Genomic DNA, 15974 nt, shown 5'->3' on the forward strand with positions numbered 1-15974 from the left:
CCAGTTTTTGCGCGAAGTGCCGCAGGATCATGCGCTGATTTGCTCAATGGATTGGGGTACCTGGCAGAGTGCGATACACTGACAGTATTGCACCTTAACTTTGAAGCCTTTATGCGCCGTCTAACTTTGTGGATGCTTTTACTGAGCGGCTTGTCCACTGCAGTCTTTGCTGAAACTGCCCCAACACACGCCAGCCCGTCAGAGGTCAGTGCGCCGGTGAAAGATATTCGCCAGAGCGGCTTTGTCTATTGTGTTAACGGCATGGTCAATACCTTTAACCCGCAGAAAGCCAGCAGCGGACTGATTATTGATACGCTGGCCGCACAGTTATACGACCGCCTGCTGGATGTTGATCCTTATACCTATCGCCTGATCCCCGAACTGGCGCAAAGCTGGGAAGTGCTGGATGATGGCGCAACCTACCGTTTTCATCTGCGCAAAGATGTACCTTTCCAGAAAACCGGCTGGTTTTCGCCATCGCGTAAAATGAATGCCGACGACGTGGTATTCAGCTTCCAGCGTATTATCGACCCGAATAATCATTACCATGCTGTAAACGGTGAGGAATACCCGTATTTTGACAGTCTGCAGTTTGCCCGGGCGGTGAAAAGCATCAAAAAACTCGACGACTACACTGTCGAGTTTCGTCTGAATAATCCTGACGCGTCATTCCTGTGGCATCTGGCGACACACTACGCACCGGTGCTTTCCGCTGAATATGCCGCGAATTTGACAAAATCCGGCAACGAAGAAGAGATTGATCGCCAGCCGGTCGGCACCGGCCCGTTCCAGTTAGGCGAATATCGCACCGGCCAGTATGTACGCCTGGCGCGCAACGGTCAGTACTGGAAAGGGACGCCGCGCATGTCGCAGGTGGTGATTGATATGGGCGTTGGCGGCACCGGACGTTTGTCGAAACTGCTGACCGGTGAATGTGATGTGCTGGCCTATCCGGCAGCCAGTCAGCTGTCCATATTACGTGAGGATCCGCGTTTGCGTCTCTCCCTGCGTCCGGGGATGAACGTTGCGTATCTGGCTTTTAATACCAACAAAGCCCCGCTCAATGATCCGCGTATCCGTCAGGCAGTCGCGCTGTCGATCAACAATCAGCGCCTGATGCAGTCCATATATTACGGCACTGCTGAAACCGCTGCGTCTATTCTGCCGCGTGCGTCCTGGGCTTATGACAGCAACGCGCAGGTGACGGAATACAATCCGGATAAAGCGAAACAAATCCTTAAAGACCTCGGACAGGAAAACCTTAATCTGCATTTATGGGTTCCGACGGCGTCACAGTCATTTAACCCCAGCCCGCTGAAAACCGCTGAACTCATTCAGGCAGATTTGGCGCAGGTGGGGATTAAAGTGACGATTGTCCCGGTCGAGGGACGTTTCCAGGAAGCAAAGCTGATGGAGATGAATCACGACCTGACGTTATCCGGCTGGTCAACAGACAGTAATGACCCGGACAGTTTCTTCCGCCCGATGCTCAGTTGCGCGGCGATTCATTCGCAGACCAACTATGCTCACTGGTGTCACCCGGAATTTGATGAATTGCTGCGTCAGGGGTTGCTGTCACAACAACTTTCTCAGCGCATTGAGTTTTATCAGCAGGCGCAAAAGATACTTGAGCAGGAGCTGCCGGTGTTGCCACTGGCCTCTTCCCTGCGCCTTCAGGCTTACCGTTACGATATTAAAGGGCTGGTATTGAGCCCGTTTGGCAACTCCTCTTTTGCCGGCGTGTTTCGTGATGATGAAAAGAGCCGTGATGACGAAGGAAGGAAAGCCCCATGATCATCTTTACGCTACGCCGTATTTTGCTCCTGCTGGTCACGTTGTTTTTTCTCAGCCTGGTGGCCTTCAGCCTGAGTTATTTCACGCCGAATGCGCCACTGCGCGGTGCCTCTTTATGGGATGCCTACCGCTTCTATTTTGCGGGTCTTTGCCAGTTTGATTTTGGTGTGTCGAGCATCAACGGCGAAGGCATCACTTATCAGCTGAAAGCGGTTTTCCCGGCCACGATTGAACTGTGCGTTCTGGCCTTTGCGCTGGCGTTAGTCGTCGGCATCCCGCTTGGCATTCTGGCGGGAGTGATGCGCGGAAAATGGACGGATGTGGCCATCAGCAGCATCGCCCTGCTCGGTTTTTCCATCCCGGTGTTCTGGCTGGCGGTGCTGCTGATGCTGTTCTTCTCGCTGCAACTGGGCTGGCTGCCGGTCTCCGGTCGGCTGGATTTACTCTATCAGTTGAAAACCGTCACCGGCCTGACGTTGGTTGATGCATGGCTTTCTGATTCGCCATACCGCCATGAGATGATCATGAGCGCTATCCGCCATATGATTTTACCGATCGCCGCACTGGCCGTTGCACCGACGACTGAAGTGATCCGCCTGATGCGCATTTCTACCGATGATGTGCTGGAAAAAAACTACGTGAAAGCTGCCGCAACCCGGGGTTTATCACGCTTTACGATTATCCGTCGTCATGTATTACACAATGCATTGCCACCGATCATCCCAAAACTCGGCCTGCAATTTTCGACCATGCTGACACTGGCGATGATTACCGAAGTGGTGTTTAACTGGCCGGGCATCGGACGCTGGCTGATTAACGCCATCCGTCAGCAGGATTATGCGGCGATTTCAGCCGGTGTGATGGTCGTTGGCTCGCTGGTCATTGTGGTCAATGTGCTTTCAGACATTCTGGGTGCACTGATGAATCCATTGAAACATAAGGAATGGTATGCCCTTCGATAATGTATACCGCGAAAAACAGGTTCCGAGCCCGCTGCGCCACACCTGGGGGATTTTCTATCGCGACACGCTGTCGATGATTGGTTTCTACGGTGTGCTCGGTTTGTTATTGCTGTGCATATTTGGCCATTTATTAGCCCCTTACGCGCTCGATCAACAATTTCTTGGCTATCAGCTGTTGCCGCCATCCTGGTCACGCTACGGCAATGTGTCGTTCTTTCTTGGCACAGACGATCTGGGGCGTGATTTACTTAGCCGGATGTTAACCGGCGCGGCACCGACGATTGGCGGCGCGCTGCTGATCACGCTGGCCGCATCATTATGTGGCGTCATTGTCGGTGTGCTGGCAGGGATCAGCCGTGGCCTGAAATCGGCCATTCTGAACCATATTCTCGATACACTGCTGTCGATCCCTTCCCTGCTGCTGGCAATTGTCGTGGTCGCGTTTATTGGCCCGAAGCTTGAACATGCGATGCTGGCGGTCTGGCTGGCCCTGTTGCCGCGTATTTCCCGTACCATTTACAGTGCCGTGCATGATGAACTGGAAAAAGAATATGTGGTTGCCGTGCGTCTCGATGGGGCCTCTACCTGGCAAATCCTGCGTTTTGCCGTTTTGCCGAATATTGTCGCGGTGCTGGCCACGGAATTTACCCGTGCCCTGTCTATGGCGATTCTGGATATCGCCGCGTTAGGTTTTCTGGATCTGGGCGCGCAACTGCCTTCACCGGAATGGGGTGCCATGCTCGGCGATTCGCTGGAACTGGTGTACGTTGCGCCGTGGACAGTCATGCTGCCGGGTGCCGCCATTCTTATCAGCGTGCTACTGATCAACCTGCTGGGTGACGGTGTGCGCCGGGCGATTAACGCGGGGGTGGAATAATGCCGTTACTCGATATCCGCAATCTGACCATCGAATTTATGACCGCCGAGGGCCCGGTCAAAGCCGTCGACCGCGTCAGTATGACGCTTAACGCCGGTGAAATTCGCGGGCTGGTAGGGGAATCCGGTTCGGGTAAGAGCCTGATTGCCAAAGCGATTTGTGGCGTTACCAAAGATAACTGGCGTGTGACGGCTGACCGTATGCGCTTTGATAACATCGACCTGTTGCAACTGACGCCCCGTGAGCGGCGCAAACTGGTCGGGCAAAACGTGTCGATGATTTTCCAGGAGCCGCAGTCCTGTCTGGATCCTTCGGAAAGCATTGGCCGCCAGCTGATTCAGGCGATCCCCGGCTGGACCTATAAAGGCCGCTGGTATCAGCGCTGGAAGTGGCGGAAAAAACGCGCCATCGAACTGCTGCACCGCGTCGGCATTAAAGATCACAAAGATATTATGGCCAGTTATCCGTATGAGCTGACTGAAGGCGAATGCCAGAAAGTGATGATCGCCATCGCGCTGGCAAATCAGCCACGCTTGCTGATTGCTGATGAGCCGACGAATGCCATGGAGCCGACTACGCAGGCGCAGATTTTCCGTCTGCTGGCGCGGCTCAATCAGAACAATAACACCACCATTTTGCTGATCAGTCATGATCTGCAAATGATGAGCAAATGGGCGAACCGCGTCAATGTGCTGTACTGCGGGCAAACTGTTGAAAGTGCGGTGTGTGAAGAACTGCTGGCCTCGCCACATCATCCTTATACACAGGCACTGATCCGCGCGATGCCGGATTTCGGCCGTTCATTACCGCATAAAAGCCGTCTGAATACCTTGCCGGGTGCCATTCCTTCGCTGGAACATTTGCCGATTGGCTGCCGCCTGGGACCACGTTGCCCTTACGCGCAGAAAAAATGTATTGAAACACCGCGTCTGCGTCTGGCTAAAACCCATGCGTATGCCTGCCATTTCCCGCTGAACATGGAGGAGCAATAATGGGCGAAACTCTGCTCGAAGTCCGTAATCTGAGCAAAACGTTCCGTTATCGCACCGGACTGTTCCGCAAGATGAATCTCGAGGCAGTGAAACCGGTCAGTTTTACACTGCGCGAAAAACAAACGCTGGCGATCATCGGCGAGAATGGTTCGGGCAAGTCGACGCTGGCTAAAATGCTTTCCGGCATGGTCGAGCCAAGCGGCGGCGAAATTCTCATTGATGAACATCCGCTGGCGTTTGGTGATTATCGCTTTCGCAGCCAGCAAATCCGTATGATTTTCCAGGATCCGAGCACCTCACTTAATCCGCGTCAGCGTATCGGGCAGTTACTTGAAGCGCCACTGCGTCTGAACAGCGAAATGGATGCACAACAGCGCGAACAACGCATCAACGAGACGTTGCGGCTGGTCGGGATGCTGCCCGATCATGCTAATTATTATCCGCATATGCTGGCGTCCGGTCAGAAACAACGCGTGGCACTGGCGCGCGCGCTTATCCTGCAACCCAAAGTCATCGTGGCCGATGAGGCACTGGCGTCTCTGGATATGTCGATGCGTTCGCAAATCATCAATATGATGCTCGAATTACAGGAAAGACAGGGCATCTCGTATATCTATGTGACTCAGCATCTGGGCATGATGAAACACATCAGCGATCAGGTACTGGTGATGCACGAAGGCGAAGTGGTGGAGCGTGGGAATACGGCCGAAGTGCTGGCAGCACCGCTGCATGACCTGACCAAACGGTTGATTTCCAGTCACTTCGGTGAAGCGCTGACGGCTGATGCCTGGCGTCGGGACGGTAATTAATCTCTCTGCAGGGTAATAGACGGGCAGATTCTCCCCCTAAACGGTGTCAGGAAACTGTCACCGTTTTCTTTTTATGCAAATTCACCCCCTTCTATTCCTTTTAGATATGATTTATCGCTTAACATTATTTTATATCGACAGCGGTATCGGCAACGATAGGGTCTGATAATTTGCCTGAGTAACAGGCTTGAAGAAAGGACCCGTTCATGGAACAACAACGCAAGGCCGCACACAGCGGCTGGTATCATGAAACACAATCCAGCCAATATGGTCATCTTCCGCTCGATCCCCACGCTGCGTTGGTACAGGATCGCTTTCTGCTGGGCCTTGATGTTCAGCTCGACCCGACGCTTCGCCAGTTGCTTAATGAACGCCAGCGACTGCTTCGGGCATCCCGGACCTGTTATGAGGTGCTGTTTCCTGACACGCTGAAGGTTTCGCGTACTGAAACATTATCATTGTATGACCGTCTCAGTAGTGCTCTGACAGTGGCACAGGTTACCGGCGTACAGATACTCTGTAGCCATTACGCTGCCCGACTCGCTCCGCTACCCAGCCCTGATGCCTCCCGTAAAAGTAACCTCCGCCAGACCCACATTACCCAGTTCGCACGACTCCTAGCTACCCAGCCAACACTGATTACGGTGCCGATGTTGCATCAGCTTTATGATGTCGGTTTCAGCACGCGCGATATCGTGACCTTTACGCAGCTGATTGGCTTTGTCAGCTATCAGGCGCGCGTTCTGGCGGTTCTTAATGGTTTACGTGGACGCGCTGCCGCCGTCTTGCCGGGGTTTCCTTCACCGGAAGGATGTGAGCAAAAAGGATTTTCACTCGCAATGTTGCAATGGACGTCACGATTACCTGAAGTGGTGCCGGAAGATGCCAGCCAGCATCAGCAGGATGTGCTGGATTTAATCGCACCTGATGCCCGCTCTTCGTCTTTCTATACTTTGCTGGTACATGATGCCGACGCGCTGAGCGAATTTTCTGCAGTATTTAACAATATTATGCAGGCAGGTGCGGATCCGGTCGCTACATGGCGTGAGCTGGCTGCCGTCACCACGTCACAGCTGAACGGTTGTTTGTATTGCGCCGGGATCCACGGCCGTTTGTATCTCGAAGCGGGCGGTAATGAGAGGCTGATTAATGACTTATTCGCAGAAAATCACCGTGATGATGCCATCGATACGCTGTCGAAAAATCTGCAAGACAAAAAAGAGACTGCCTTGCTGGAGGCGGTGGTCACCCTGACACGGACGCCGGAACGTTTTGATGCGCGCCAGCTGCATGGTTTGTCTGATGCCGGGTATTCAGCAACACAATCTCTGGATATTCTGCTGACAACGGCACTGTTCAGCTGGTCAAACCGGCTGATTCAGACGCTGGGCGATACCCTGAATCAATAGTCCTCCTTTTTACTCTCCTTGTACCCCCCTCATTCCGGCAGGATATTCACCTGCCGGTGATGTCAATTGTAAACCCCTGCACCACCTAACCGGCATAAGTCGTATTAATCTTATTTTCAATCGGAAATTTAGTGTTAAAACGAGAAGCTGATCACATTAGACTGTGCGGCGTTGCGGGTAGATCTCCAGCAGTAAATTATTTATTCACAAATCACTTCATAAACCCCGTCAACATAGAAATATTCACTATTTATTCACTCCATGGCAGATGATAAAACTGATTAATCATTTCATCGTAAAACAATGACAATGTAAAAACAGAGACTATAATTCATACAACATATTCATATTGCCTATTTAGAAAACATAAACATTAATTCTGCATAACATTTCGAACACAGATTAATCACGCCGGATAAGTTAAATGTAACGGAATATGTCAAACTCCTTGCCACATTTACGAAGATAGTGAACATTACTTGCCGTCATCCCATCTTATAACAATGCAAAGGGTGCTTATTTCGCGCCACTTATGCGTTTCCGCCCTCTATGGCCGGAAGGAATAAACAGAGGTACGAGTGTCAACTGCAAACAAAACACCAAACAATGAAAGCGTGAGTCTTAACGCCTTCAAACAGCCAAAAGCGTTTTACCTGATCTTCTCCATCGAATTATGGGAACGTTTCGGTTACTACGGCCTGCAAGGGATCATGGCGGTTTACCTGGTCAAAATGCTTGGCCTGAGTGAAGCCGACTCCATCACCCTGTTCTCCTCATTCAGTGCGCTTGTGTATGGCTTTGTAGCTATCGGCGGCTGGCTGGGTGATAAAGTGCTGGGCTCAAAACGCGTGATCGTGCTTGGCGCGATTGTTCTGGCGTTAGGTTATTCATTCGTTGCCTATTCCGGCCACGAAATCTTCTGGGTCTATCTGGGTATGGCGACTATCGCCGTCGGCAGCGGCTTGTTTAAAGCAAATCCATCCTCATTGCTTTCTACCTGCTACGAAAAAGATGATCCGCGTCTTGATGGCGCATTCACCATGTATTACATGTCGGTGAACATTGGTTCATTCTTCTCCATGCTGGCAACACCGTGGCTGGCTGCAAAGTATGGCTGGAGCGTCGCGTTCTCCCTGAGCGTGGTGGGTATGTTGATCACTATTGTGAACTTCCTGTTCTGCCGCAAATGGGTCAAACGTCAGGGTTCGAAACCAGACTTCGCGCCGCTGCAATTCAAGAAACTGTTGATGGTGCTGGCCGGGGTCGTGGCGCTGGTATTCCTGTCAAGCTGGTTACTGCATAACCAAACCATTGCACGTATGGTTCTGGGTGTAGTTTCCGTGGGTATCATTATTGTCTTTGCAAAAGAAACATTCTCAATGCAAGGCATTGCACGCCGGAAGATGATTGTGGCGTTCCTGCTGATGATGGAAGCGGTGGTGTTCTTTGTGCTGTACAGCCAGATGCCAACGTCGCTGAACTTCTTCGCTATCCACAACGTAGGTCACGACCTGCTGGGTATCAGCTTCCAGCCTGAGCAGTTCCAGGCGCTGAATCCATTCTGGATCATGGTGGCCAGCCCGGTTCTCGCAGCTATCTACACCAAGGTCGGCGACCGCATGCCAATGCCACACAAGTTTGCGATGGGTATGGTGTTATGTTCCGGTGCGTTCCTGGTGCTGCCGTGGGGTGCGAGCCTGGCGAATGAGCAAGGCATCGTATCAGTAAACTGGCTGGTACTGAGCTACGCGCTGCAAAGTATTGGCGAGCTGATGATTTCCGGCCTGGGTCTGGCGATGGTGGCTCAGCTGGTTCCACAGCGTCTGATGGGTTTCATCATGGGTGCCTGGTTCCTGACCACCGCAGCCGCGGCGATTATCGCAGGATATGTTGCCAACCTGACAGCCGTGCCTTCTGACATTGATGACGCCCATGCCTCACTGGCCATTTACAGTCACGTCTTCCTGCAGATTGGTATTGCGACAGCTGTGATTGCTGTGCTGATGCTGGTGACTGCATCTAAACTGCACCGCATGACGCTGGATCGCGAAACTGACGAGAAGCAACCTGAACTGGCTTCTGCTCAGTAAACACAGAAGCCTCTGCCGATAGTTTATCAACGCCTCCTCCGGGAGGCGTTTTTGCAACATAATCATCCAAACCTAAGAAACGCCGATCTGTACAGACTTTTACCCTAAATAATATCGCCCTTTCCCACTTTGTTTTGCGCGGTACATCGCGGCATCGGCCCGTGCCATCAGCGTATCCGGCAGCAAAGGCTGGCGTGCGCGGCCTATCGCCACACCGATACTGGCAGACAATGCCACCGGGACGCCTGCGACATGCTCGATTGAGTGCAATGCATTCATCAGACTGACGCAAATGCGGCTGACGTCATTTTCAGTATTGTTCAACTGACTCAGCAAAACGGTAAATTCATCTCCCGCCAGACGTGCCACAATATCTTGCGAACGCAGATTATCGCGTAAGGTATGACCGAAAAACTTCAGGATCAAATCACCAAATTCGTGCCCGTAGGTGTCGTTATAGACTTTAAAATTATCAATATCCAAAAAGAGCAATGCGATGTCGGTTTCTGCTTTTTCCTGATGTCCGGCGGTATAACTCAATGATTGCTGGAAGGCGCGCCGGTTCGGTAATCCGGTCAGCGGGTCGTGATTTGCTTCAAATTCCAGCTGAGCCTGCAGCGCTTTTATTTCGCTGATATCGGTTGAAAGGCCGTAATAACCATTACGGATATCGTCGCAAGGGATCAGCGTGGTATGCAAAACGCCGCCTTTGCCATGGCGGTAATAATCCGGCAATTCGATTTCGTAACTCACCGTCATGCCCTGCAACACCTGATGAATATAGGGTTTAATCTTGTCATAACTGTGCTCCCCCACGACCTCCCTGACCTGCTTCCCGCAGACCTGTGTCTCTTCGACGCCATACCAGTTGGCGTGGAAATGATTCACAAACGTGTATTGCTCATTCGCATCAACATGGCAAATCAGCGCGGGGATATTATCAGTGATGGCCCTGAGGCGTTTTTTGCTTTCCGTCAGCTCCTGTTCACGGGTCAGACGCCGCGCAATTTCCTGATGGAGCTGTTCCATTGTCACCTGTAACTCATGCGTGCGGTCAGCCACACGGCGTTCCAGATCCTCCTGCAGCGAATACAGCGCCTGTTCGATATGTTTACGCTCAGTAATGTCACTGATAACAACAATGTAGTGATGAGCTTCGCCGGTCACATTACGCACCAGTGAGGCCGTCAGTGTCACCCAGAGCGTACTGCCGTTCGCCCGCTGTAAAAGTTTTTCTACGCTGAAGCTGTTGATTTCACCGGAAAGCAGACGGGGAATCAGCACGTTTTCGGCATAAAGATCATCGCAATGGGTCACGTCCTGCAACAGACAATCACGCAACTGATGTTCGGCATATCCCAGCATATTACATACCTGCGGATTGATGCGCAGCCAGCGCCAGTCGAGTCCGACTAAGGAGAAGCCGACGGCAGCGTGAGCAAATGTCTGTTCAAACAAAGCTTCACTTTTCGCCAGATTGTCTTCTACCCGCGCCGTATACTGCCGGTTTTCGAGGTGCAAAATATAACTTTGAACCAGCGCTGTCATATCCAGCAAAGTTTGCTGATCTTCCTCACACCATTCCCTGGGGCGGTCATCAACCAGACATAATGCCCCCAGCGCCACCCCTTCTTTCGAATGCAGGGCGCAACCGGCATAAAACACGATATGGGGATTACCGGTGACCAGCGGATTATCGTGGAAGCGCAAATCGAGCCGGGCATCCCTGACAATCAGCGGGCCGGATTCGAGAATGGTATGACCGCAAAATGAGATATCACGGTGAGACTGTTTAATGTCAACGCCGGTGTGTGAAAGGAACCACTGCCGGTCCGCGTCAATCAATGAAACTACAACAGCCTTAGCCTGAAACTGCCGGGCAGCCATCCGGGTAATACGGTCAATCTCCTCAATTCCGGGAGAATCCAGGATGCCCAGGGAAGCCAGTATGGCAAGACGAGCCGGTTCATCAACTGCCGGTTGAGGGAATAACATAATGCACTCTCAAAGATTATTGATGACTATTCCACCGAGTCTACGCGTTTGGCTGGAAAAACGGCTCTGATTCCGCCCTGCGGAGGAAAAAATCAGAATAGTGACAGATCACTAAACACGTAAATATTTAACACTTTCTGAGCAATTATTGGCAAATCAGATCATTAAAGCGAAGCCACCCAATTCACATGGGTGGCATCTATCTGCCCGAGTTGTTCAGCATCACGGCGGAATTTCTCCCGCATTTCGGAAGGCGTTGCGCCATAGAATTCATGGAAATAGCGACGTAAGGCGCTAAGTTCCAGGCCACACTGTCTCGCAATAGCAGCCAGACTTTGATCAGACATAGAAGAGGTACGCAGGAGTCGCTTCGCCAGCAATAACCGACGGCTGCGAATAAACTGCGCGATACCACCAAGCGGTTCAAACAGGCGATATAACCCGGAGCGCGAAATAGCAAAATTTTTGCACAGAATATCAATACTGATCGGTTTGCCGAGATGCTTTTCGATATACAGACAAATGCGCTCAAGACGTGCACTTTGCTCAAACGGATGTTCCACCTTTTTCCCCGCCACCAGGTGCAGGGTTTGCAGGAATACCGACGCCGCGCCCTCACCGGTGCTCAGCACTTCCTGTTCGGTCATCTGATCAAAAACCTGCACCATCGTCGCAAAATGGTTGCGCAGAATAATGTTCACCGGAGAGGCAGCAGGAATGCGCTTCCCGTGTAACGAGGCGATATCAACATTAAAATGCAGGCTGTGCTTGGGCATAATAATGTATTGATATGAACCGAGACGCGGTTTCTGATCGCCCGGATACACATGGATTTTAATCGGCTGGGACATATCCTGGATCAGAATATCCCCCTGATTCAGCATGAACCGCTCGCCGAAGCACTGACACGCCATCCCGCCGACGATCACAATGAAAATGACGATATGATCAGGCATTGAGAACAGATTGCCGTACTGACGGTTGATATCATGCTCACTGACAGTCAGCACACCGCCAATCACCCGACCGAAATTGTAGCCAGTGACGCCCCAGTCAAACTCTTCCCGGTGGCGATCGGGCAGTTCAAGTTTGAAACCTGCGCTGGACATTCCGTCTTCCCATTCGTAAAAACGGGTATCGAAATCCTGATAAATGTTCGCACTATCAACGATCTTTCGTGATGATGAATCGCCCATTTTCTCACCGAAAATTAAGATAATTCCGAAACGATAATCCACTACAGGCTGTGAAATCAATCCTCAGCAGCAATTGGTAATACTTTTACACCAAAAAAAATCTATTTTTGAGTGGGTGCTGGCGTTCTAAAAGTGTGCAAAAACAGCCAGTAAACCGTGCTATTTGACGAATCAGACTGACATGTTGTTCGCGATAATAATTCCGGGATCAGTTAATATTACGCAGCAGAAACCCGTTTTCTGTTTGCTATTCTTAATTAATTGTCAGTCACATTATTGGCTCAACTCAAACCGGGGGCGTGCGATGGTAAAAAGAAAAGTCCTGGATGAGGGACGCCAGCTAAAAAGAATGAATGCAGAAACCCGCAGGCAGTCGCACATGCATAAATGGTTCGCGATTGTGGCGGCTCTCGACTGTGTGCTGGTTATTTTTTATGATCAGGATATGCGTAACATTGTTTTCTCAGCGGGCGTCTGTGTAGTGTGTACTTTCCTCTGGCTGAAAGGTCGTAAACAATCCCGCAGTTACCGACGCGAATGGGATGAAAAATTTGGGACTAAAAAGCATCTCTGATACTTCATTCCAGGCTGTTTTTATTTCTCCGTTTCACCGTTTATAAAGTCGTTCCTCAATAGGATAAAAGTGCCTCTGTCCGGTCCCCATGATTGTTCAGAATAACCGCCTGCATACCTGTAATATTCTTTCATCGCTTATTTCTGACACACTTGCTCAGCGAATTTTTCCGGGATCTTAACTGACGACATTTTCGCCTGCTTCTGTCAGCGTTGGTTAGCCCTGAATTCGCAGCATAATATGCTGGTAACGCTCAGTATCAGTATGGCATCCGGTGATACCTGATCAGGATGCGAGCCCGCACTTATTCATTCAGGCAGATCATGCTTTGTAACTGCTAAAATTCGTCGCTAAAAAACGCATTGAACTAAGTTGATCGTTATTCACCCGAATAATATATCGAATACCTTACTTAGTGCGTGATAACCAATTGAATTTTAAAATTTAAAAACAACGGTAATATTCTCATCCAATTGTGAGTAATAATTGGAAAAAACAATCTTATGAGTTTACTGGTTAACATACAGTGCCACATCACACTCATTTTCTGCCCGGGGTATTTAACTCATGCTTACAGATATTGCGATATGCCAGGCAGTTCTTGATGCGCTTCCCGAAGCAACAGTCCTTAAAGATAATGAGCGTAAACTGGTATTCCTTAATCAGAAAGCCAGCGAATTTTATGGGCGTTCACGGGAAGAATTGATTGGTCAGGAGGTTTCTTTTTTTACGGATCCTGAACAAGCGGCACGGCAGCGTGAACGCGATATCGAAGTTCTGGAAACCGGCGAAAAAACGGTCAACGAAGAAACGCTGGTTGACCCATCAGGTAACCGCCGCAATGTGCTGGTGCGTAAATCGCGCGTTACGCTGGAGGCACGGCATTTCATTCTGACCTCCATTATGGATATTTCGCTTTTGCGCAACTCAGAAGCGCAGATCCGCTACCTTGCCCGTCATGACGTATTGACCGGCCTGCCCAACCGGACGGCGCTCAGTGAGGAGCTTAGCCAGATTGCCGCCCAGCGCATGTATCGCCCTGAACCTCACGCCCTCTTCCTGCTTAATCTCAACGACTTCAATTACATCAACGACACATATGGCTATCAGGCAGGTGACGCCATTCTCTGTGAATTCGGCCAGCGTCTGCGTAATGAAGTCGGCAACAGCGGAACGGTTTCGCGCATTGGTGGTGATGAATTCTCGATTATTCTGCGCAATAGTCCGACCAGTGAAATGGCCAATAATCTGGCGCTGGAAATACTGGTGATGATGCGCCAGCCGTTTACGCTGACGCGGGCCAATCCGATGATGACAATTTCATTCGGCATTGTGATGTTTGGCGCAGAGAATATTACCGCCGGCGAGATCATGCGCCGCGGCAATACGGCGCTGCTGGAAGCCAAGCAGCGCGGCAAAAATATGTTTTCGTTTTATTCTGAATTACTTGATGCCAGCAGCGTCAGTAAACGCATTATGGTGAAAGCGCTGGCGGAGTCGCTGGCCAGAGAAGGCGATCTGACCTGCGTTTATCAGCCTATTTTGCGCAGCCGTGATGAGAAGGTCGTTTGCGTTGAGGCGCTGGCACGCTGGAACCACGGCGTGCTCGGACAGGTCTCGCCGGTACAGTTTATCGCTCTGGCCGAAGAAACCGGGCTGGTGATTCAGCTCGGTGAAATCGTTTTGCGTCAGGCATGTCGCGATATCAGAAATTTTGAGCGGCTTAATCTGGCGATCAATGTTTCAGCCGTTCAGCTCGGTGAACAGGATTTCGGGCCGCGTATTCTGGCGGTTTTGGCTGAGGAAGATTTCCCGCCTTCTCGACTCGAACTTGAACTGACCGAAACGTCCGTCATGAATGCCAACGAGACCAGCCTCAGCCATCTCGCTAAATTACGTAAGGTTGGGGTTAAGGTTTCGCTGGATGATTTCGGTACGGGTTATTCCAGCCTCAGTTTGCTGAAAGATATTTCGGTAGACAGCGTGAAAATTGACCGTTCATTTGTGCAATATGTCACAGAAGTGAATGATACCGCCGCGATCGTTTCTGCCGTATCCCAGCTTGGTAATAAAATGCATCTCAACGTCATTGCCGAAGGCGTCGAAAATCAGTTGCAGAAATCCTTTTTAGTATCAGCAGGTTGCTCACATCTCCAGGGCTATCTGTTCTCCCGCCCCGTGCCGGTTGATGTGTTAAAAACTTTACTGAGCGATGAAATGAACATGTTATCCCGTATCTGGCTCAACGATTTATAAGCACCATAGATAACTCAAAACACCTTATTAATTCATTCAATTGGCGCTCGTCCCTGTTTTACTGACATGATCCGAGGCTGATAAATCACGCCGTTTAAGGAATCACATCATGTCATCGTTTTCAGGTATCTGGGTCCCGCTGGTCACGCCTTTTCATCAGGGTGAGATTGATTTTACTGCGCTGAAATCATTGTGCACCCGGCTGCTCAAACGGGGCGTTGACGGCGTCGTGGTGTGTGGTACAACCGGTGAGGCCCCTATGCTCACCAAAGAAGAACAACTGCAGGTTCTGGATGCGGTGCTGGAGGTAGTGCCAGCCCGTCAGGTGATCATGGGACTATCAGGCACGCATATGCCCGTTATCCGTGAAATGCAGGAGGCGATTTTACGCCGTCCGGTTGCCGGTTTACTGATCCCCGCGCCCTATTATATTCGTCCCTCTCAGGCCGCGCTGGTCGCCTGGTTTACGGAAATTGCAGATCACGCCACAGTGCCGGTGGTGCTTTACAATATTCCTTATCGTACCGGCGTACAGATGGAGCTGGACACATTCCGCCAGCTGGCCAAACATCCCCGTATTACAGCCGTCAAAGATTGCGGCGGGAGCATAGATCTGACGCTTTCGCTGATTGCTGACGGAGAACTTGACGTGCTGTGTGGCGAAGACGTACAGATATTTTCCACCCTGAGCCTGGGCGGTAAAGGGGCGATTGCCGCGTCGTCACATATCTTCCCGGAAGAGTTTGTTCAGCTGATAAAGCAGTTCAAAGAGCAGGATATGGCTGCAGCGCGTAAAACCTTCTTTAGCTTACTGCCGATGATCCGGCTGATGTTTTCTGCTCCCAATCCGGCGGCCATCAAATACGCGTTATCACTGGACGGGTTAATGGATAACGAACTGCGTTCTCCTATGCTGCCTGCACCGGAAAATGTTGAACTGGCGGTGCGGGACTTTCTGAATCAGCACTCGCGCTGAGAACTGACGGTTGAGTTCATCAGAAGATGAATCACCGGACGCAC

12 protein-coding genes are annotated in these 15974 nt (G+C 50.9%); 10 read left to right on the forward strand and 2 right to left on the reverse strand.

Going from position 1 to position 15974, the window contains the following annotated elements:
• The first annotated feature begins 111 nt into the window (after nt 1–111).
• From sapA to dtpA, 7 genes are all read left to right on the forward strand, one after another.
• Nucleotides 112–1794 carry an ABC transporter substrate-binding protein SapA gene (gene sapA, locus ACOZIO_RS03680; protein ID WP_129990424.1) on the forward strand — a complete coding sequence of 561 codons (1683 nt, stop codon included), beginning with the start codon at nt 112–114 and terminating at the stop codon, nt 1792–1794.
• Nucleotides 1791–2756: a putrescine export ABC transporter permease SapB gene (sapB, locus tag ACOZIO_RS03685; RefSeq protein WP_129951671.1), complete on the forward strand. Its 966-nt coding sequence runs from the start codon at nt 1791–1793 to the stop codon at nt 2754–2756. The genes sapA and sapB overlap by 4 nt, the downstream gene beginning before the upstream one ends.
• Nucleotides 2743–3633, forward strand: a complete 891-nt coding sequence (gene sapC / locus ACOZIO_RS03690; protein WP_129951672.1) for a putrescine export ABC transporter permease SapC — start codon at nt 2743–2745, stop codon at nt 3631–3633. The genes sapB and sapC overlap by 14 nt, the downstream gene beginning before the upstream one ends.
• On the forward strand, nt 3633–4625 hold the full coding sequence (gene sapD, locus ACOZIO_RS03695) for a putrescine export ABC transporter ATP-binding protein SapD (protein WP_129951673.1): 993 nt from the start codon (nt 3633–3635) through the stop codon (nt 4623–4625). Before sapC ends, sapD begins: the two co-directional genes overlap by 1 nt.
• The gene (gene sapF / locus ACOZIO_RS03700) at nt 4625–5434 is read left to right on the forward strand and encodes a putrescine export ABC transporter ATP-binding protein SapF (RefSeq protein WP_129951674.1); all 810 of its coding nucleotides are present in this window, start codon (nt 4625–4627) and stop codon (nt 5432–5434) included. The genes sapD and sapF overlap by 1 nt, the downstream gene beginning before the upstream one ends.
• A 206-nt stretch (nt 5435–5640) precedes the next feature.
• Nucleotides 5641–6843, forward strand: a complete 1203-nt coding sequence (locus ACOZIO_RS03705; protein WP_421594937.1) for a CMD domain-containing protein — start codon at nt 5641–5643, stop codon at nt 6841–6843.
• A gap of 578 nt (nt 6844–7421) precedes the next feature.
• The gene (dtpA, locus tag ACOZIO_RS03710; protein WP_129951676.1) at nt 7422–8933 is read left to right on the forward strand and encodes a dipeptide/tripeptide permease DtpA; all 1512 of its coding nucleotides are present in this window, start codon (nt 7422–7424) and stop codon (nt 8931–8933) included.
• 99 nt (nt 8934–9032) lie between these two features.
• Here dtpA and ACOZIO_RS03715 read toward each other — a convergent pair whose 3' ends face one another.
• Both ACOZIO_RS03715 and ACOZIO_RS03720 read right to left on the reverse strand, forming a co-directional pair.
• Nucleotides 9033–10928 (reverse strand): diguanylate cyclase domain-containing protein, encoded by a 1896-nt coding sequence (locus tag ACOZIO_RS03715; RefSeq protein WP_129951677.1) that lies wholly within the window; start codon nt 10926–10928, stop codon nt 9033–9035.
• A 164-nt stretch (nt 10929–11092) separates the two neighbouring features.
• Entirely contained in the window at nt 11093–12124 is a 1032-nt protein-coding gene (locus ACOZIO_RS03720) for a helix-turn-helix domain-containing protein (protein WP_217234326.1), read from the reverse strand.
• Between the two features lie 304 nt (nt 12125–12428).
• Between ACOZIO_RS03720 and ACOZIO_RS03725 the strand changes: the two genes are divergently transcribed.
• The 3 genes from ACOZIO_RS03725 (at nt 12429) to dapA (ending at nt 15930) form a co-directional block, all read left to right on the forward strand.
• Nucleotides 12429–12698, forward strand: a complete 270-nt coding sequence (locus tag ACOZIO_RS03725; RefSeq protein WP_129951679.1) for a hypothetical protein — start codon at nt 12429–12431, stop codon at nt 12696–12698.
• 567 nt (nt 12699–13265) lie between these two features.
• The gene (locus tag ACOZIO_RS03730) at nt 13266–14954 is read left to right on the forward strand and encodes a putative bifunctional diguanylate cyclase/phosphodiesterase (RefSeq protein ID WP_129951680.1); all 1689 of its coding nucleotides are present in this window, start codon (nt 13266–13268) and stop codon (nt 14952–14954) included.
• 109 nt (nt 14955–15063) lie between these two features.
• Nucleotides 15064–15930 (forward strand): 4-hydroxy-tetrahydrodipicolinate synthase, encoded by an 867-nt coding sequence (gene dapA, locus ACOZIO_RS03735; protein ID WP_129951681.1) that lies wholly within the window; start codon nt 15064–15066, stop codon nt 15928–15930.
• Nucleotides 15931–15974: the final 44 nt, after the last annotated feature.

The sequence above is a fragment of the Rahnella sp. PD4 genome, assembly GCF_049199325.1.
GTDB classification, from domain to species: domain Bacteria; phylum Pseudomonadota; class Gammaproteobacteria; order Enterobacterales; family Enterobacteriaceae; genus Rahnella; species Rahnella perminowiae.